Source organism: Paenibacillus sp. 01T47, from assembly GCF_056398245.1.
In genome coordinates this window covers 247,900-267,269 of the sequence record NZ_JBFTPA010000001.1, presented here as the reverse complement: position 1 = coordinate 267,269, position 19,370 = coordinate 247,900, and the positions used below count along the sequence as shown (strand labels likewise).

Annotated in this window: 19 protein-coding genes; 10 read left to right on the top strand and 9 right to left on the bottom strand. The window is 48.0% G+C overall.

Features of this window, described 5'->3' with window-relative positions:
* Positions 1 to 14 precede the first annotated feature (14 nt).
* Entirely contained in the window at positions 15 to 683 is a 669-nt protein-coding gene (locus AC1DOV_RS01090) for a PDDEXK family nuclease (protein ID WP_477548929.1), read from the top strand.
* A gap of 810 nt (positions 684 to 1,493) precedes the next feature.
* Here the strand turns inward: AC1DOV_RS01090 and AC1DOV_RS01085 are convergent.
* From AC1DOV_RS01085 to AC1DOV_RS01060, 6 genes are all read right to left on the bottom strand, one after another.
* On the bottom strand, positions 1,494 to 2,720 hold the full coding sequence (locus tag AC1DOV_RS01085) for a pyridoxal-phosphate-dependent aminotransferase family protein (protein ID WP_477548928.1): 1,227 nt from the start codon (positions 2,718 to 2,720) through the stop codon (positions 1,494 to 1,496).
* Positions 2,717 to 4,003, bottom strand: a complete 1,287-nt coding sequence (gene allC, locus AC1DOV_RS01080; protein ID WP_477548927.1) for an allantoate deiminase — start codon at positions 4,001 to 4,003, stop codon at positions 2,717 to 2,719. Before allC ends, AC1DOV_RS01085 begins: the two co-directional genes overlap by 4 nt.
* Before the next feature lie 28 nt (positions 4,004 to 4,031).
* A complete protein-coding gene (locus AC1DOV_RS01075; protein ID WP_477548926.1) occupies positions 4,032 to 5,405 on the bottom strand; it encodes an allantoinase in 1,374 nt (457 codons plus the stop codon).
* Between the two features lie 205 nt (positions 5,406 to 5,610).
* Entirely contained in the window at positions 5,611 to 6,690 is a 1,080-nt protein-coding gene (locus tag AC1DOV_RS01070) for an ABC transporter substrate-binding protein (RefSeq protein WP_477548925.1), read from the bottom strand.
* A gap of 57 nt (positions 6,691 to 6,747) precedes the next feature.
* Positions 6,748 to 7,602 carry an ABC transporter permease gene (locus tag AC1DOV_RS01065; RefSeq protein ID WP_441878021.1) on the bottom strand — a complete coding sequence of 285 codons (855 nt, stop codon included), beginning with the start codon at positions 7,600 to 7,602 and terminating at the stop codon, positions 6,748 to 6,750.
* Positions 7,603 to 7,643: 41 nt separating this feature from the next.
* Positions 7,644 to 8,405 carry an ABC transporter ATP-binding protein gene (locus AC1DOV_RS01060; protein WP_339206353.1) on the bottom strand — a complete coding sequence of 254 codons (762 nt, stop codon included), beginning with the start codon at positions 8,403 to 8,405 and terminating at the stop codon, positions 7,644 to 7,646.
* A gap of 218 nt (positions 8,406 to 8,623) precedes the next feature.
* On the opposite strand from AC1DOV_RS01060, the gene AC1DOV_RS01055 reads away from it, so the two are divergent.
* A complete protein-coding gene (locus AC1DOV_RS01055; RefSeq protein WP_477510779.1) occupies positions 8,624 to 10,294 on the top strand; it encodes a PucR family transcriptional regulator in 1,671 nt (556 codons plus the stop codon).
* A gap of 206 nt (positions 10,295 to 10,500) precedes the next feature.
* Here AC1DOV_RS01055 and AC1DOV_RS01050 read toward each other — a convergent pair whose 3' ends face one another.
* Positions 10,501 to 11,298: a YheC/YheD family protein gene (locus tag AC1DOV_RS01050; RefSeq protein ID WP_477548924.1), complete on the bottom strand. Its 798-nt coding sequence runs from the start codon at positions 11,296 to 11,298 to the stop codon at positions 10,501 to 10,503.
* 191 nt (positions 11,299 to 11,489) lie between these two features.
* Between AC1DOV_RS01050 and AC1DOV_RS01045 the strand changes: the two genes are divergently transcribed.
* From AC1DOV_RS01045 to AC1DOV_RS01035, 3 genes are read left to right on the top strand one after another with little or no spacing between them, the layout of a single operon-like run.
* Positions 11,490 to 12,740, top strand: a complete 1,251-nt coding sequence (locus AC1DOV_RS01045) for a phenylacetate--CoA ligase family protein (protein WP_477548923.1) — start codon at positions 11,490 to 11,492, stop codon at positions 12,738 to 12,740.
* A 13-nt stretch (positions 12,741 to 12,753) separates the two neighbouring features.
* Entirely contained in the window at positions 12,754 to 13,701 is a 948-nt protein-coding gene (gene sbnA, locus AC1DOV_RS01040) for a 2,3-diaminopropionate biosynthesis protein SbnA (RefSeq protein WP_441877695.1), read from the top strand.
* Positions 13,702 to 13,749: 48 nt separating this feature from the next.
* On the top strand, positions 13,750 to 14,739 hold the full coding sequence (locus AC1DOV_RS01035) for a 2,3-diaminopropionate biosynthesis protein SbnB (protein ID WP_441877693.1): 990 nt from the start codon (positions 13,750 to 13,752) through the stop codon (positions 14,737 to 14,739).
* A 128-nt stretch (positions 14,740 to 14,867) separates the two neighbouring features.
* Here AC1DOV_RS01035 and AC1DOV_RS01030 read toward each other — a convergent pair whose 3' ends face one another.
* A complete protein-coding gene (locus AC1DOV_RS01030) occupies positions 14,868 to 15,233 on the bottom strand; it encodes an IDEAL domain-containing protein (protein WP_441877691.1) in 366 nt (121 codons plus the stop codon).
* Positions 15,234 to 15,457: 224 nt separating this feature from the next.
* Positions 15,458 to 15,694 (bottom strand): DUF6953 family protein, encoded by a 237-nt coding sequence (locus AC1DOV_RS01025; protein WP_441877689.1) that lies wholly within the window; start codon positions 15,692 to 15,694, stop codon positions 15,458 to 15,460.
* A gap of 204 nt (positions 15,695 to 15,898) precedes the next feature.
* On the opposite strand from AC1DOV_RS01025, the gene AC1DOV_RS01020 reads away from it, so the two are divergent.
* The 5 genes from AC1DOV_RS01020 (at position 15,899) to AC1DOV_RS01000 (ending at position 19,359) form a co-directional block, all read left to right on the top strand.
* Positions 15,899 to 16,348 carry a MarR family winged helix-turn-helix transcriptional regulator gene (locus tag AC1DOV_RS01020; protein ID WP_339206344.1) on the top strand — a complete coding sequence of 150 codons (450 nt, stop codon included), beginning with the start codon at positions 15,899 to 15,901 and terminating at the stop codon, positions 16,346 to 16,348.
* Positions 16,349 to 16,401: 53 nt separating this feature from the next.
* Positions 16,402 to 17,379 carry an aldo/keto reductase gene (locus AC1DOV_RS01015; RefSeq protein WP_441877687.1) on the top strand — a complete coding sequence of 326 codons (978 nt, stop codon included), beginning with the start codon at positions 16,402 to 16,404 and terminating at the stop codon, positions 17,377 to 17,379.
* 86 nt (positions 17,380 to 17,465) lie between these two features.
* Positions 17,466 to 17,957 carry a hypothetical protein gene (locus AC1DOV_RS01010; RefSeq protein ID WP_441877685.1) on the top strand — a complete coding sequence of 164 codons (492 nt, stop codon included), beginning with the start codon at positions 17,466 to 17,468 and terminating at the stop codon, positions 17,955 to 17,957.
* A 179-nt stretch (positions 17,958 to 18,136) separates the two neighbouring features.
* A complete protein-coding gene (locus tag AC1DOV_RS01005; RefSeq protein WP_339206340.1) occupies positions 18,137 to 18,613 on the top strand; it encodes a glutathione peroxidase in 477 nt (158 codons plus the stop codon).
* 248 nt (positions 18,614 to 18,861) lie between these two features.
* Entirely contained in the window at positions 18,862 to 19,359 is a 498-nt protein-coding gene (locus AC1DOV_RS01000) for a MerR family transcriptional regulator (protein WP_441877683.1), read from the top strand.
* The last annotated feature ends 11 nt before the right edge of the window (positions 19,360 to 19,370 follow it).

The following is a 19,370-nucleotide window of genomic DNA, read 5'->3' as shown; positions in this document are numbered from 1 at the left end:
GGAGGGAACACATCATGCACACTTTTGAACATATGCACACGCTTTTTATTGAGAAACATTTAGAAAAGAGAAGCGGTGAACGCAAAGCGAGATTATTAAGAGGACACAGCTATGGCGAGAAGCTCCTTCTTCAAAATGTATGGTGGCCGGTATTCGGCAATTTTGATTACCTGCACCCAGAATATGAAGTCTATGATCGGAACCGCAAATCGTATTTTCTTGATTTTGCGTTTCTCCCGCCTTTTGGGCGTTTTGATATAGAATGCGACGGTTTTCAGTCTCATGTCAAAGACATGGATCGCGAGAAATTCAGCTACTCACTAAATCGTGACACTTTCTTAACTGCATTAGGCTGGAAAATGATCCATTTTTCTTTTGACGATATTAAAGATCGACCAGAAATATGCCGCTCTTTGCTTCAGCTCGTTATCGGACCTTATTTATTGCATAAAGTAAATATAAATCCCGTTTCAAAAATTGAAAAAGATTTGCTCCTGCTCGCATGGCAGCTCGGTCGCCCTATTCGTCCAATTGATGTTTGCAACGCGTGGAAGCTCAACTTCCGCACAGCCCGTAAGCTCCTTGCCGGACTAGCTGACAAAGGTTGGCTCCAATCCGTATCCAAAGGGAGAACCATCAGATATTATGAGCTGAAAAAAGACACGCTTGAGCTCTTATTCTAATAGGGCGTAGTGAGGGAATCATGATCAGTATTGCATTTCACCAGTAAACAGCTAATCGGAATTGTGAATTATGGTAGTGATTGCTTTAGTTGATTATGATAGTTAACCGCAATAGTGCATCGCGCTAGTGATTGCGTTTGTTAATTACTCTAATTAACTGCAATAGCGCATCGCGCTAGTGATTGTGCTATTTAATCACCCTTGTGAATTAAGCTATCCTGTAGAAATGCAGGATAGCGGCTGGATTAGCTCAATTCGGAGCATCTATGTTGTATTTATACCATATAGCATCTCATTTACAAGCTTGCAATACCGAATTACGAGCTAGTTCCTGCAGAAATACAGGATAGAGAGGTTTTACCCCTAAATTAGTGTAAGTTACTGCAAATGTGCAGGATAGCCGCATCAATACAACTAGTTAGCCAAATAGACTATAGTAATCAACCGTCAGCAACAACGCGCAACAATCACGGTACGGGATAGCGAGAAAATTCATTTAAAACTAAGGACCAAAGTCCAAAAGCATAAACTCACCCAATAAAAAATCTATAAGTCATTCCTTTTTGGTTCAAATCTAGCAGCCCGTACTCACCTTTAATAAAGAAGCATGCTATTTAACCTACATCTTATGTAAATCCATAGCTGCCTGCAGTGCCAGCCCGCTCCCTAACGAGCAAAGACATCAAAACCTAAAGACCAAAGTGCCAGAACCTAAAGCCCACCAACTAAAATAAATCTACAAATCATACTGCTCTTGATCCAAAACAAACAGCCTGCTCTCACCTTATACAAGGGAGCAAGCTGTTTGATCTACATCCCATAAACATCCATAGCCGCCTGCAGTGCCCGGCCTGCAACCAACTGATGACCGTGTCGCAGCAGAACGGCTTCCAGCGCGCCGAGCGTAAGCAGCACGTTGCGCTTGCTGCAGCTGTAGCCCATCGTGCCGATGCGCCATATTTTCCCCTTCAAGGGACCGAAGGAGCTGGCGATCTCGATGCCGTAATGATCAAGCAGCATCGAACGTACAGATTCTCCGTCTATGCCAGCCGGAATTTCAATACAAGTAACGACGGTCATTTTGCAGGCGGGGTCGCCGTAGAGACGCAAGCCCATTGCTTCCAAACCAGCAATCAACGCTCCTTCATGCTCACGATGCCGTGCAAAACGCGCCTCAAGCCCCTCTTCCAGCACAAGCCGCAGCCCTTCACGAAGCGCATAAAGCATGGACGTCGCTTCCGTATGATGATTCAGCCGAGCCGGACTCCAATAATCCTGCAGCTGACTCAAATCCAAGTAGTTGCTTTGTATCGGGCGCAGCAGCGGGTCATGCTCGTCGTCAGCGAGAAGCAGCCCTCTTTCAACCTTTTTGCGGCTGAGCAACTTCATCTCTGCACGTTTATTGTACGTAATCGGCGCCATGCCTGCCGGTACGGATAAACACTTCTGCGTGCCGCCAATTACCGCATCGATGAGCAGGCGGTCAGTTGCTACCTCAATACCGCCAATTGTCGCAACAGCGTCCACAACGAAGAGCGCATTCGCTTCCCTGCACGCTTGCCCGATGCCTTCGAGCGGCTGCATTCTTCCCGTTGATGTCTCGCCATGCACAAGAGCTACGACATCAGGCTTGTGCTCCTTTATGGCATTAACTATTTCCTCCGTTAAAAATACACTGCCCCAATCTTTCTCCAGCGTTACAACCTCAGCTCCGCAGCGCTTCGCAATCTCGGTCAGCAAATGGCCGAAGCGTCCATAAATCGGCACAAGCACCTTATCGCCAGGCTCGATCAAGCCTACAAGAACAGCCTCTATCCCCGACCTCGACGTCCCATCCACAGGGAATGCCCATTCATTATCGGTCTTAAATAATTGGCGCAGCATCTCCATTGTTTCATTCATTAATGCCGTAAACTCTGGGTCAAATTGTCCCAATATCGGATACGACATCGCCCGCAGCACCCGCGGATCCACCTCGACTGGGCCTGGTGTCATAATCGTACGCGGTGACGGCGCCAAATCTTTGTATAGCTTCATAGCTCTTCCCCCTCATAGCCTAGTCGATACAGCAGCTCTGTCAGCACGAGTACACCAACCGCAAGCTCACGAGGCTCTGTATACTCCTCCGGTGAATGCGATATGCCTCGTCTACTTGGAACAAATAACATCGCAGTCGGACAAATATGCTCAAACATTTGTGCATCATGCCCCGCTCCGCTAACCATTCGTTTCGAAGAAATGCCCATTTCACCACAAATATGATCCATATGCTGTTTAAGCACGTCATTCATCGGAACCGGTTCTTCCCTAAACCACTCCGTCCCATGAATCTGCAGCTGCCTCTCACCAGCCAATGCCGCAAAACGCTGTACGACCCAGCGGCAAAAGCTATCGAGAGCCTGTTCATTGGCATGACGCGCATCTACAGTAAATACAACCTTTCCCGGAACGACATTCGGTACATTCGGAAACACCTGCAGCCTGCCAGCGGTCGCCACTAATGGCGATCCTAGCCGCATAGCCTCTTGACGCAGTGCCCCAATCATCGCACTAACCCCTTCAAGCGCATCCCTGCGCATATGCATCGGAGTTGTTCCCGCATGATTCGATTCGCCAATGACTTCAAACTTCAGTCTCCGCTGGCCAGCAATTGTTTCCACTACACCGATAGCGACGCCTTCCCGCTCCAGCACCGCCCCTTGCTCGATATGGATCTCAATAAACGCACCAATATCATGTCGGCGGCTATCCCTGCCCGTTCCTTCGCCAAAGCCGCATTGCTGCATTGCATCCGCAAAAAATACATCTTGAGCATCCTGCAAATGTACAATTTGCTCAAAGTTTCGTTTGCCGGCGATGCTGCCCGATCCCCAGTAAGCCATCGGAAATCGGCTGCCCTCCTCTTCGCAGAGGGATACAAGCTCCAGCGTTCGCTTCGGCTTGCCGAATTGCTTTTGCAAATAATCAAGTGCCAGCAAACCCGCCGCAATGCCGTAGGCTCCGTCATAATGACCGCCTTGAATAACCGTATCAATATGTGAGCCTGTTATAATAGAAGGCGCATCCCGATCATCGCCTTGTAATTTCCCGAATAAGTTGCCAACGTTATCAAACTCCGTCGTTAGACCGCAGCTCTCCATTTTGAGCGCAAGCGCCTGCTGCGTCTCCAGCCATCCCTCGGTATAAAGCAGCCGCGTTATGCCGCCTTCTTCATCCGGGCTATATGTTGCCAGCCAATTTAATAATTGCACAACCTGCGTCTCGAAATACGATAATAGCCGTTCCTTCTCTCTCGGATGGGAAAGTACACTTCGCATCATAGCTGCTCCTCCTTCCATTAACTTAAGCCTAGCGCCTAACCCACTCGCCTTGCATAATCTCGCTTAACCCTTCCGATTCTTCATAGACAAGGCGGCCTCTTACAAAGGTAGCCTTTATTTTGCAATGAAGCTCTTCACCGACATACGGACTATGCTTATGACGTTGATACAGCTGCTCTGCTTCCAGCGTATAAGACTTGTTCAAATCAATCAGCACAAGGTCAGCGTCTGCACCGATGCGTATTTCACCCTTCGAATCTTGCAGTCCAAATCGCCTTGCCGGCCCGCTTGCCAGCAGCTCGCTGATCAGCGTGAGCGGCAGCCCCCGCTTCACATGGCCTTCTCCCACAACGAGCTCTACCGAGCTTTGCGCTCCGGCGATACCGCCCCAAGCCTCGAAGAAGTTGTCCGCCTCCTTCATCGAGGCTGGACAAGGCGAATGATCCGACGAAATCATATCCACTCGCCCTTCGGCAACAGCATTCCACAGCTTCGCCCGCTCCTTGGCATCTCGCAGCGGCGGAGAGCATTTCGCCACCGCTCCCTTATGATCCAAATCAGCCGCCGTTAAAGCTAAATAATGCGGACAGGTTTCAACCGTAACGTTCATCCCGCGCTCACGCGCAGCCGTAATCAGATTAATGCCCGCTTCGCTGCTAATATGAACAAAATGAAGCGCACAGCCCGTTTGCTCCGCATAAAAGAGTGCCCGATTGATAGCCTCCAGCTCAGCAATAATAGGCCGCGAGGCCACATAGTCAGCAGGCGTCAATCGTCCTTCCGCCCGCATCGCTTGACCAAGCTTAGCTACAATCGGCTCACTCTCGGCATGAAGAGCTAGCACCTTGCCTAGACCCGCGATGATCTTCATGCCTTCGAGCAGCGTATAATCATCCACCTCTCGAAACGCATCCTCACTCGGATCACCCGGCGATGACATGAATGCTTTAAAACCAACCACTCCAGCTTCATCCAAAGGCGCAAGCTCATGCAGCTTGCCAGGTACTAAACCGCCCCAGATGGCATAATCCACATAGGAACGCCCCTCTGCAGCCGCCAGCTTCTGGTGCATAGCATCCACAGTGACTGTAGGCGGAATGCCATTTAGCGGCATATCCACATAGGTGGTACAGCCGCCAGCAGCGAGAGCAGCAGACCCCGTCTCAAAGCCTTCCCACTCTCCCAAGCCCGGCTCATTCAAATGGACGTGTACATCAATCATGCCAGCCATAATCGTTAAGCCCGCTGCATCCACTACCAAATTCGCCTCTATATCATCGAGATTCTCGCCAAGCACAACAATACTTCCCGCTTTGATTCCTATGCCCAGCATTCGCACCTCATCCTTCAATACGACGCTGCCGTTTTTGATCAATACATCCAGCTTCTCTCGTCCGACCATCTCACCCTCCGCCTTTCATTGCCCAGTCACTTTCATGCCGTTTAAGAGCCGAATCTGCCAAATCGCGAAGCAGCTGCGCTGCTAATGAAATAAACCGCGGACAACGAGGTCCGCGGCCCTATTAACTACCTATTTGTGTAAAACTAATCATCTTCAGGAGTTGAGCATGTTTTAGCCGCAATCTATTACTTTTTCAGCTCTGTTTCTATTTCAGTTCCGTAACTATTAAGCTTGCATCTACCTCTTTCAGCAGGCTCAGATCATGATAGGTAGCTGGAGCAGGAATCGATTTGATGTTGCCGACCGATTTCAGATACTCGCCGACAGCAGGCCCATTGCTTCCATTCACGTAGGTATCGCCAACTTCCATCGAATACACATTCCGTGACATGATTTGAGTCAGCTCTTCCTCACTAAGGTGCAGCTCAGGCGCTAATGTTTTAATCGCTTCCTCACGGTTGTCATTGATATAATCCGTTGCTTTCTTCAAAGCGCGCAGGACAGCTTTTAAAGTGTTCGGGTTTTTCTTAAGGAAATCATCTGAAACTTGGATCGTCGTATGCACGCTCATCCAATTCACATCACCTTGCTTGTCAGGAAGCTCGCTCTTCGTGCCGCTGAAGAGGAACTTGCCGCCGCCTTGAATCGCCTTCGTAATGAACGGCTCCCAAGCAGCCAGCGCATCGATGTCACCCTTCTCCAAAGCGACAACCGCGTCGCTCGGTGCAAGATTTACATATTTGATTTTGCTTGCATCTACACCAAGCTCTTTAGCCATGTTATTGATTGCAATCGTAACGTCAGCACCGCTTGGAATACCAATCGTTTTGCCTTCAAGATCCTTCGCGCTCTTCAGCTCAAGCTTACTTGAACCTACAACCGCTTGCGTGCCAGCAATTTGTGCGAGCGGCGCAATGATTTTGACCGGAATGTCAGTTGATTTCAAAATAATATCCATAAAATTCGTTTGAATACTTACAGGTGCGCTGCCGCCAGCAACCATCGGTCCGATATCCGGCCCGCTCTCGATCAGTTGACTCGTTACATTAAGCCCTTCTTCCTTGAAATAACCAAGCTTGTCGGCAATAATTTGCTGCGATGAGATTTGTGCATCACGAACACCAACTAGCGTTAGATCTTTCATCTCAAGCTCAGTGGATGCCGGCGCATTTGCATTTGCATTTGCATTTGCTGGTGCCTTCTCGTTGCCGCCGCACGCAGCAAGCACAAAAGTTAACGACGTAAGGACAATTGCAGATTTAAACCATTTTCCCGATTTTTTCATTGATATTCCCTCCACTTATCTCTTTTTAGTTGTACTGCTTCAGCTTCGTATGTAGCGTTACTTCTCGATGGCATCTCGAAGTCCGCCTTTACGCCAAGCCATTACCCTCTTCTCAACCAGCTTCAGCAGGTAAGAAAACAAGCTATATTCTAGGCCAATCAGAATGATGGCAATGAACATATTCGATATTTTAAAATAATTTCTCGCATCTACGATGATGTAGCCAAGCCCTGATTTGGCCCCCATCATCTCGGAGACGATGAGCGCCGAGAAGGATAAGCCCAGACTCACCTGCGCGCCAACGAGGAAATTCGGAATGGCTGACGGCAGCATCACTCTCGTGAAAATTTGCCGCTCCGTCGCACCCAAGCTGAGCGCAGATCGGATCAGCGTGGAAGGCACCGACTTAAAGCCGTCCAGCGTGTACACCAGTACCGGGATAAACGTCGTCCACGCAATAAGCAGAACCTTCGGAAACTCGCCGATCCCGAACCAGATAATAAACAAGGGCAGCAGCGCCAAGGTCGGAATCGGGCCAACTAAGTTAAGAATGGGCGAAAACCATCGTTCAACCGTTTTGAACTTGCTCATGATGACGCCAACCCCTACCGCCACCGCACTTCCGATAACAAAGCCAAGCGCAATTCGAATCGTACTAGAGATCAAGCTGTCTGTAATAATCCCCGTCTTCGCGAGCTCCCAGCCCTCCGATAGCAGCACGGTCGGTGCAGGAAGAAAGTTCGGATTAAAAAACTTTGCCGTTTCATTCACTCTAGAGAACAGTTCCCAAAAAACGAAAAACATTATGGATGGGAGGATGTTATATTTCTGAAAAAACTGATTCATTGCCGATGGCCGTTTGCCTCGCGCCTGCTTGCTTATTACCGTCGTCCCCGTCCGTGAAGCCTGCATGCTTCCTGTGTCCTTCACGGTAGATAATTTGGCTCCGTTCATTATGACCCCACCTTTGCTTGCGCTAGCTCCAGATGCTCCTCATCCATAAGAACCCGTTCAATGCGGCTCATCATTTCGCCAAAACCAGCAGAATGGGAAGATCGCGGATGTTTGATTCCGACCTCAAAAATTTCTGCAATTTCACCATGCTTCATCACGACAACACGATCCGCGAGATAAACCGCTTCGCTTATGCTGTGTGTCACGAACAGGATTGTTGGTTTGAGCTGACTGCAAATCTTTTGCAGCTCTACTCGCATCGTCTCTCGCGTCAGTACGTCCAGTGCGCCAAACGGCTCATCCATTAGCAAAATGTCCGGCTTGCTCGCAAGCGCCCTTGCAATGCCTACCCGCTGCTTCATGCCCCCCGACAATTCACCAGGATAATGTCCGGCGTATTGTTCCAGCCCTACCAGCTTCAGAAACTCCATTGCGGTTTCCTTCGCCTGTGCTTTTGGCATCTTCTGCACTTCTGGGCCGAAGGCAATGTTGTCCTTTATGGTCATCCAAGGGAATAAGGCATGATCCTGAAATACCATTCCTCTCGACTTGGAAGGCCCCTTAATTTCTTCTCCATCTACGGTAATCGCACCATCATCAGGCAGAAGGTAACCCGCAATCATATTTAACAGCGTCGATTTGCCGCATCCGCTATGGCCAAGTATGCAAATAAACTCATGCGAGTTAACTGTAAGATCTACATTTTTCAAAATCGTTCTGCTTCCAAAGCTTTTCCCAACCTGATTCACCACTAATTTCATTTGTACCAACCCCAATCCCTTGTTGTTGTCAGGTTATATAACACAAAATTGTTTTGTAGCTACATCATAATCCGAATCCATGTCATTGTCATTGTGCATAGTAGCTAAAAATATCCCATATTCCTTGCATAATCCGCACAATCATATATTTACACCCCACTGCATAGATGATATATTGTGTCATATAATCTAACATAAAAAGCATTGGCGGTGTGGTTATGCTCCTAAAAGAACTCTTATCTCTCCCGGTATATGCGAATGCAAAAATACTTGCCGGACATGACGGCATGACAAATAGCGTCCAATCGGTCAACATCATGGACGCTCCAGATATTATTAACTATTTGAAACCGCAGGAATTGCTTCTCACGACCGGTTATGCGATGAAGGATCAACCAGAGGCTCTGCTCTCACTCGTCAAAAGCATGGCTGAATTCGGATGTGCCGGTCTAGCGATTAAGACCAAACGTTTTTTGCAGGAGGTGCCAAGCGATGTGCTTCAGTGTGCGGAAAAGCTGCATTTTCCGATTATAGAGCTGTCTCTGGCGCATTCGCTGGGTGATATATGCAACGACTCGCTTAGCCATATTTTAGAGAAGCGCACGGATGAGCTGCATTATGCATTGACGACACATAAACAGTTTTCACAAATGATTATGCAGGGCAAAAGCACCGTCGATGTCATTGAAGCATTGTCGCTTCTCATCGACTCCCCGGTTATGCTGATCAATCCACAAGGCGGACTTCTACATCGTTCAAACGCTATGACAACGGATTTGTATCTTGCATTGTCGTCCGATCTTCAAGCAGAGCTGATCTCACCCTCGCTGCACAGCTCTTATAGCATCCCATTTACTTCTCCAACTTTCATTGGCGCACCTTTTACAGCTGTTGAGCTGTACCCGATTGTTACCTTTCAGCTAGAAGGATTGTTGGTCGCTTTGACGAGCGACAGCAGCAAACACTTCAGCAACTTAACGAAACATGCAATGGAACAAGCCGCCAACGTCATCGGACTCGAGCTTATCAAGAAGCAAGCGGTCAAAGAGCGGTCGCGGCGTTATAAAAATGAGTTTTTCTCCGACTTTGTTGACGGCCTCATTACCTCTGAGCAAGAGCTTATTCATCGCAGCAAAAACTATGATTTGTTGAATCATCCCGTTTACGTCAGCATTGTCGCTAAGCGCGATACCTCTTTTGATTCTTTTCGTCCGCCGAGCGCACTCGAATCTGATGGCCGCTTTATATCCGAGCGCGACCGCCATTACAATGTGCTGAAAAGCGAGTTTTCGAAGCTTGATTTACGTTTTGTACTTTTTACGAAAAATGAATACTTCTGCTTCCTTATCGCGCTTAAGGCAAATCAAGATGCTGCCAAAGGCACCGAAGATAAGTTTTTAGGGCAGCTGAAGCAAATGGTGCTTTGCCTAAGCGAGCAGCACGGCATCCCCATCTCGATCGGCATCGGGAATCCGGTATCACAGCTTACACAAGTCCCTTTATCCTATAAGGAAGCGATCGAAGCGCTGCAAACAGGTTACGACGCGCGAAAGAAGCAGTTTGTCCAACCTTACCGCGCCAAAGATTTCAGCAACTTGCTGCGGATGATCCCAAAGGAGGAGCTCAAGGAATATTACGAGGAGACGTTCAAGGATTTATTAAGCATTGAAGGCAAGGAGCGCAGCGATTTAATGAAAACGCTCAGCACCTTCTACGATACGCATTGTCAGCTTGCCGAAACGGCAAAGCAGCTGTTCGTGCATCGCAACACCGTCACCTATCGCCTCGAAAAATGCGAAAGGCTCACCGGCCGCGATTTGCGAGATCCCGTGGAGAGCCTTCGCTTCCGCACCGCATTTTCGATGCAGTTGATGTTCATGACAGACTAAGTGCAAACTTGAGCACTCGACTCGTATTACTTTCCACGCTGTAAGGGCATATTTGTGCTTACCAGCAAGATTTCGAGCTGATCTTATGTCAATTGCACCTAATATGCATATATATGTGCTTATTAGGTGCTAACTCTGGCACTTAGGTGCTGTTAGAGCATCCGCGCCCTTAAAGCGGTTAGTCGAGCTTGCCCACTCACACCGCTCTACCTAACCCCGCGCTTCGCCTTTTTACAGTTCAGCTTGTAGGTTTTTCCGTATGCCTTGCCGTAGCGTACGATTTTACGAAGCATCGATTGGTCATCAAGCAGTAAGAACGGGCATGGATCAGGCAGCGTATTAACTTCAAGTATCCATGGCTTAAGTTCGCGATCAAGCGCAAGATCAACACCTAATTCCTTAATGCCGGGATAAGTCTGGTGGAGCTTCATTGCGGTGAGAACGCCAAGCTTATCCATCCCATTCAACATACGCCGCCTCACTGGCGCACTCATATAACGCCTCAGCAAATACCCCGTTGGATAAATCGTTCCTCCCTGACTGCCATTCGTTACAATTTTTCGAGGATGTGCTACTCTGCCCAAAGTTCCCGTCGCCTCCCAACCCCCGTGCGGCGACTGCTGCACCACGAGCCTTATATCAAACGGACGCCCCTTATGCCTCAGCAAGCGAATCCCTTTTTGCACTAGGTAAGCCTTCCTTTTCGAATCTCTCAAAATAGACTGATAAGCCGCTTTATAGGTGGAAAAAGCCAACCTTTTCTCTCCAAGCTGGTACGAATAGGGCCGAAAGCCCTCCTCGTCAAGCACTACCCTCATCACACCTCTCCCCTGTCCACCTCTGATCGGCTTTACATACACCATCCCCCACTGTTTTAACATTTTAAGCAGGCTCTTCCTTGTCATCATCTCCGCTTCCGGCAAATGATTCTTTAACACCGAGTCACGTCTCATCACTTCCGATTTGGCCCACTTATCCGCAACCGTACGACGATGTTTTTTCATAAACGATATAGCAGCCACCCTCTCTCTCACAATATACTACTGCCTCATGATTCACTCTTATTAGCATACGAAGCTTGAACGAAATGGATGTAGGCGTTTGTCCCCATAATCAGAACCTAGAGGCGCAAACAACATATGCTTAATTAACGCATTCATTCGAGATATTTGTCCTACAGGAGGCTCAACACCAAATGTCACCATTAGCTCTGCTTCATCCGCATATCAAGCGAATCGTCCAGCATCACCCCTGGTACAACACCCTTCTTCAACAGGATGGAATAGATCCGCAAGTTTGCCAGTTGTCTGATCTTCCGCTCATCACGTCGGACATTTTGGAGCAGCATTATTTTACAGGGAGAGCTCGAGAAGAGGAAGGTTTGTCCGTTTACAGAACCTCAGGCACTTCATCAGGCGTTCGCAAGGCGATTTATTATTCAAAGGAAGATGACGAGAGTTATATCGATGCAAAAACAGCCTGCTTTCAGGATTGGCTGACCGCCAGCGCCAGTGCAGCCAGCACTGCCGTTGAGCCTCCCATCCCTATTCGCAGAGCATTAGCCGACATGGGTACAGGGCATGCAGCAAACACAGCGCTGACCATCTTTGAGCGGCTTGGCCTAGCGGCAGACTCCCTGTCGTTCTCGCTCCCGATTGAAGAGCATATTGCGAGGCTGGAATCTTATCGACCAGAGCTTCTTTATACGATGCCGTCGATTTTGGATGCTATCGTCTCTCACGCGAAGGAACCAAAGCAGTTTGGCATCAAAAAAATAATAGTAGTCGGCGAAATCGCACCGCTCCAGTGGCAGCACAACATGGCCGAACGGTTCGGAATCGAGCCGCAGCATATTTTAGACACGTATGGCTCGATTGAAGTAGGAGCAATCGCCTCCTATTCACATGAGCTTGGGCTATATGTCATCGCTGATGGCATTTATGCCGAGGCAATACCGGCGGAGCAAATCGACGACAGCTTTGAACCGCTGAAAGAGAACGAAGCCGTTCTCGTATTAACCTCTTTTGTACGTTCTTTGTTCCCAGCTATGAGGTACGTCACCTACGATGTCGTGCGTGATTTTCAAACCATCTGCATAGACGGCAAGCAGCTGCAATGCTTCAGCTGTATCTCCAAGCGAATCGGCACGGATTTGAAGCATGGGGAAAAAATCAGCCTATACGATATCGAAAATGTCGTACACCAATACATCCATGACGCACAGCTTCGAGTAAGACTCCGTGAGAATAAGCTGCTTGTTCATATTCAAAGCAAATCGCTGAAAGATGAAATGCTTGTCCATATTAAGCATGCTATCGAGCATAAAATTGGGGACATTGGACAAATGATTCAAAATCGCATGCTTGAGGGCATTTCGGTAACACGCGCAGCGGAAAATGAACAACTTGAACGCGGGACGGTGAAATCCAAAAAAATTTATTTTTAAGGGGTGTTAGCCTTTGGAGAGAAATTTGTTGTCCATCATCGGGAATACGCCGCTCGTTCAGCTCTCGAAGCTGTTTGCGAACGATCGCGGCATTAAAGTATTCGCAAAGCTTGAATTGCTAAACCCAGGAGGCAGCGCCAAAGACCGATCCGCCGCCCGTATTATTAATAAAGCATGGGATGAAGGCTTGATCGGGCCCGGCTCCGTCATCATTGAGTCCAGCTCAGGGAATATGGCGATTAGTCTCGCTGCCATCAGCTCCTACCTCGGCATGAAATTCGTAAGCGTCATTGATCCGAAGGCGACGCAGCAAAATATCCGCATCATGCGTGCTTATGGCGCAGAGATCGAACTGGTTGAAGAGCCTGATATTGTGACAGGTGAGTTTCTGCCCGCAAGGTTAAATCGAGTACAGCAATTATTAGAGCGCATTCCCAATAGCTTCTGGCCGAATCAATATGCGAATAAAAACAACTATTTGTCTCACAATGAGGGTACGATGCACGAAATTGTTGAAGAGCTGGGCCATGTCGATTTTGTTGTCGGCGGCGTCAGCACCTGCGGCACCATGTTAGGCTGCTCGCAATATGTGCGCGAGCATAAGCTATCCACGAAAGTGATAGCTGTCGATGCGGCAGGTAGCGTTATTTTCGGAGGAGTGAACGGCAACCGCCGCTTCCCGGGACTTGGAACAGGTATCATACCGCCCTTTGCCCAGACGAGGTTTATGGATCAAGCTATAAAGGTAGCCGATAAAGATATGGTCGATGGCTGCAGACTGCTCGTTGTGCAGGAATCGATTTTGGCAGGACCTTCCTCTGGCGCGATTATCCATGCCTTAAAATCGATCGAGCACGAGCTGCCCGATGATGCCATATGCGTCGTTATTATACATGATCGCGGAGAGCGATACATGGATACCGTATTCAACGATGAGTGGGTAAAGCAGCAATTCGGCTGAATCCGCTCTGAAATTTAGCACACTCCCTAATCCAAAAACGAGAGGAACATGACCGTGCTATATCTCGGCGATGAACATATTCGCACTATCGGATTGCACTGGGAAGAGCTTGTTGACAGCATAGAGGTTGCGGTGCAAATTATCGATTCAGGCGATTATGCACAGCCGATAAAGCCCTACCTGCGTTATCGCAATCCAGCTAATCGCATCATAGCTATGCCTGCTTACATCGGCGGGTCGGTAAAGACTGCCGGTATGAAGTGGATCGCCAGCTTCCCAGGCAATATCGACGCCGGTTTGCCAAGGGCACACAGCGTCACACTGCTCAACAACGCAGAAACAGGCATTCCTTACGCCATGCTGGGCACCCCGCTGCCGAGTGCTGCCCGGACAGCTGCAGTCAGCGGTTTATTCATCCGCCATTATCTAAAAACACGCACCGCATCAAAAAGCTTAAAGATTGGAATCATCGGCTTCGGACCTGTAGGCCGGCTTCATTATGATATGTGCTGTCGCCTATTCGGAGAGCATTTAGAGGATATACAGGTGTATGATATACGCGGATGCGAGCTGGATAACCCTGACCTCGCTGCTGTGGACGCTGCTCTGCGCCACCGTACGCGTCTCGCCAGCAGCTGGCAGCAGTTATATAACGAGTGCAATCTCATTATTAATTGCACAGTAAGCTCTCAGCGTTATATCGATACTCCTCCCGCTGAAGGCACTCTTCTGCTCGATGTTTCTTTACGGGATTATACAGCTGCAGCTATAAGCAGCATTAACGCGATTATCGTCGACGATTGGAATGAGGTTTGCCGCGAAAATACTGACATTGAGCTGCTGCATCTTGAGAGCGGCTTAACAGAAGCACAAACCAGCTCCCTAACCGATGTGATCTGCCGCGAAGCGCTTGCCAGCATCTCCGATTCGGAGCCTATATTATTTTGTCCGATGGGTATGGCCGTGTTTGATATGGCGATAGCCGATTATTTCGTCCAGCGAGCGCAAGCGCTTGGAATCGGACTACAGCTTAAGTAATGCTCCCAGCGGCAAGATGGCTATATGCCGCTTCACGGGTATACAAAAAAGGATGACACCAGCGGCACGCATGGCATCATCCTTTTTTTCGTTGGTGCTATGATGTGATAGGAGGCAAGCCTGCTCGATTAAGCAGATTGACCAAGTCGATTGACTGGAAATGAATATACCCTCGAACGTTCTCCAGCCTCAGCCGCTTCTTCGCTAGCTTTCTTCGCATTGGTCAGCTCCATAAACCAAGCCTCGTCCCATGTATCTAAAGCTAAGTCAATTGCATTTTGAAAAACCTGCGCATCATTTATAGTAATTTCGGATACGTTTTTGAGCCATGATGAACGAACGGCTACAGTTTTCCCTATAACCTCTACGTTATCCGACTTTACAACGCTCACGGTTACAAATCCTTGCAAAATATCGATGGTTTCGACAAAACCATGAATGAGCTCGCCATCTTTTGTTTTACCTTGTACCCAATCGCTTATGTTGAATTTCATCTCCAAACACCACCTATCCCTAATAGTAAGAATACCCGTTTAACTGTAACTTTTTTTGGTACACTTGCTTTAAAAAAGTAGACGCTTCTTTTATGATTAAGCTACGTCCTATTGGTGACTTCCATACTGTAAGTTTAATGATTACAGTTACCTTTGTCAAGTTGTTCATGAGAAATGGACGTTATGGCTTTAACGCCCAGCTTCCCACTACAATAATATGCGGTTTAGCTCCAGCCCCAGAAGAAACCGTCTCTCTCCCAAGCGGCCTTTCCCTTATGAAGCTTACGGAACATTTTTTTCACTTCTTTGTCGATTGAAGCGTTGCCGTGCTCATTCACATATATAAACGATTCGCCAAAATGGCTTTTTATATGCTCAACTGCGGCGCTTTGATGCAAAATCCCTTTTTCCTTCAATTCGTTCAGCATCCATTCTGCAACCTCATTAGCAGTATAAGACATCGCTCTCACTCCTCCATTAAATAAACGCTGTAACTATAGCACACTTCGTCCTCCCTCTACAATATAAGGAGTCGCTGTGCGCATTGACAGTGTATTGTCCATTCCTCTATATTATATTTATCACAATTTAATTTTGTTAAACTTAGAACATTAGCTCATTGCCTTTTAAACAAACAAATTCACCTTCCCACGGAGGACAACAACATGGACAGCAACGAAATTTTAAAACTGGACAATCAAATATGCTTCGCTTTTTATGCCTGCTCTCGAGAGATCACTAAGCTTTATCGCCCAATGCTCGAGAAGATCGACCTTACCTACACGCAATACGTTACAATGCTCGCCCTATGGGAGCAGGACCATGTTACGGTAACCGCGCTTGGCAATAAGCTTTATCTCGACTCAGGCACGTTGACCCCGCTTCTTAAGAAGCTGGAAGCTGCAGGACATATTACGCGTACGCGTGACCGCAACGATGAACGCAGCGTATTGGTGGAACTCACAGCGCAAGGCCGAGCATTAAAGGAACAAGCCGTCGATATTCCTCATCAGCTCGCATGCAAGCTTGACGGCACACCTGAAGAAGGTGCTGCATTGCTGGAACAAATGCATCAGTTCCTAGACCGAATACAGCAAGGATCAGCTAGAGCATAACGGAAAAAGACAGCTGCCCATTACTTATTCTGAAGTTCTGAAGGGAGCAAGCCATGACATCATCTACGGTTAGGCCATTTGGCCAAACGAGTTTGCAGTTATCTCCGCTTGGCCTTGGCTGCTGGCAATTCAGTAATGGCAAAGGGCTCGTCGGAAAGTTTTGGCCCGCTCTGAAGGGCGAAATCATTAATGATATCGTAAAAACAAGCTACGAAGGCGGCATTAACTGGTTTGACACCGCTGAAATTTACGGAAACGGCCAATCCGAGCAGCTGCTCGCCAGCGCTTTGCGCGAAGCCCTGCCAGCAGAGGATAAGGTCTATATTGCGACCAAGTGGTGGCCGGCAATGCGTACCGCCAGCAACATTGGCCGTACAATTGATGTGAGAATTAAACAGCTTGAGGGGCGTACAATCGACCTTTATCAAGTCCATCAGCCCTTCTCCTTCTCTTCAGTGAGCAGTGAGATGAAGGAAATGGCGAAGCTGGCCGCTGCCGGAAAAATCAAAAATATAGGTGTAAGCAATTTCTCCGCTAAACAAATGCGCGAGGCCGATCGCGTTCTGCGAGAGCATGGCTTGCAGCTCGCCTCCAATCAAGTAAAATACAGCCTACTTGACCGCCGCATCGAGAAAAATGGCATTCTCCAGACGGCGCAAGAACTTGGTTGTGCAATCATTGCTTATTCTCCACTTGAACAGGGTATATTAAGCGGGAAGTTTCATCATGATCCTTCTTTGATCAAAGCAATTAGCGGCCCGCGCAAATGGAGCTCCGCTTTTCAAACAAACGGCCTAAAACGCTCTAAGCCGCTTATTGATTCGCTTGAGCAGGTAGCTGCTCGTTATGAGGCTACCGCAACACAAATCGCGTTAAATTGGCTCATCCACGCTCATGGAGATACTGTATTCGCGATTCCCGGAGCATCAAAAATTCACCACGCCGAGCAAAACGTGAAAGCTATGCGTTTTAAGCTGACAATAGATGAAATTAACGAAATTAGCGAAGCTTCAGCACTTGCAGCTCGCTAATCCAGCCTCTCGATTCAAAGCAAGGAATGCAGGGTATAAGTACATGTAACCTCATTCTAGCTTAGATACGAGAGGAGAACTCCCCTATGACGACAGCCATTGGAGTATTTGACAAAGAAGAAGGTGTCTTGGAAGCGATCAAACGGTTTCAAGCAGCGAGAACAAATAGACATAATCTTAGAATCGTTCTGAAGAACAAGGAATCGGCTCCGCTTCTTGTTTCCGATTCAAGCATCCCTATTGAGGAAGTTTATGAAATTCGAGAAGCGCAAGAGGTGAACCAATCCGGAACAATTACTCCGCTTAGCGCCGCTCCATTTGCAGCAGGTTCAGGTTATACCGCCGGAAGCACTGGCCTAAACGGCGGCCCTACCGGCATTGCCGCAGGCGCCGTGAAGCTCGATAATGAGCCTGATACTAAAGACGTACTCCACGATATTGGCATAGAAGACAAATTCATCGAACCGTGCAAAGAAGCTGTCGATCAAGGCTACTACTTGCTAGTGGCTGACACTGATAACGAAGCCGCAGCAGGAGCCCTGCTACTTCAGTCGGGTGCATATAAAGTTCTTTATTAAAAGCAAGCCAGAGGCTGTCCCTAGCAAATAGGGGCGGCCTCTTATTCATTTACAGACCAATAAAAACAGCCTCTGGGCACAAGCTAACTCACCTCTATTTATTTCATTTGACACCTCTATATAGATTGAGTACAATTAAATTACAAAAAATATAAAATCGGTTGATGGAGGTTGTTCCTATGTCCTTATACAATATTGAAGTAAAGACCATTAGAGGCGAAAATCAGACTCTAGCCCCTTATAAAGGCAAGGTCATGCTCATCGTAAATACAGCTACCAAATGCGGCTTCGCCCCGCAATTCAAAGGTCTTCAAAAACTTCATGACACCTACAATAAACAAGGCTTTTCTGTACTAGGCTTCCCCTCATCGCAATTCGCCAATCAAGAGCTTAGCGACGACAGCAAGGTTGCAGAAGCGTGCGAAATCAATTTCGGAGTATCGTTCCCTTTATTCTCCAAAGTGGATGTAAACGGCAGCACTGCGCACCCTTTATTCCAGCACCTGACGAATGAAGCACGCGGCTTCCTCGGCACAAGGTCGATCAAATGGAATTTCACCAAATTTCTTGTCGACCAGAACGGCAAGGTATTAAAGCGCTTCGGATCAAAGGATACGCCTGAGAAAATCGAACGATATGTACAGAAGCTGCTGTAAAGTTCTGCTTAGGTCTTAACCGCTTCAGTTAATATATCCCGCAAATAAAGAAGCCTTCTTCCCCACTCAGAGCGTGGATAAGAAAGCTTCTTTTTTAATTGCCGCAATATTCGCGTTACTGCTGCGAGCATGAAAAAACAATCGGATGATCACTTCTTTTAGCGATTAACCACTACCTTTGTCAGCCGTGCAGGAGAGCATGTTTTCGGCACGAATAACTCTAGTAATTAATAAGCGAGGTGATGACAATGGCGTTGTTAAAAACCAAAGAAGCCGCTCAGCTTCTTGCTGTCAGTGAAACAACAGTCAGACGTTGGATATCCCAGTTCCCCTCTTCTTTCGGCAAGGATACGCTCGGTCACTATACCTTTGATGAGACGGCTCTTCATAACCTGCAGCTGATTAAGCAAGAATTGGAGGAAGGGATCAGCCTGCAAGACATTAATCTTTCTCCCATTCCACAAGATCTGCAGGCATCTGTACCTGTATACGAGGATCGCGAGGAACTGCTCCACCGACTGAGCCGTTTGGAAGCTTCCCTGTCTCAGAAAGCGGATGAAGTCGTCACTTACCAGCTGCTCAGCCACCGGCAGGAGCTCGACGAGCTTAGGCTCGTTCTGACTCAGCTAACCGCAAGCATGGACGCACTGCAATACCCTCAGCAGCATATCGCCGCCGCATCGCTCCCAGCAAAGGATCGTACCAAACGACGCAAGCTGATCAGCATCCTATTCCCTTTCCTATAACGACTATTCCT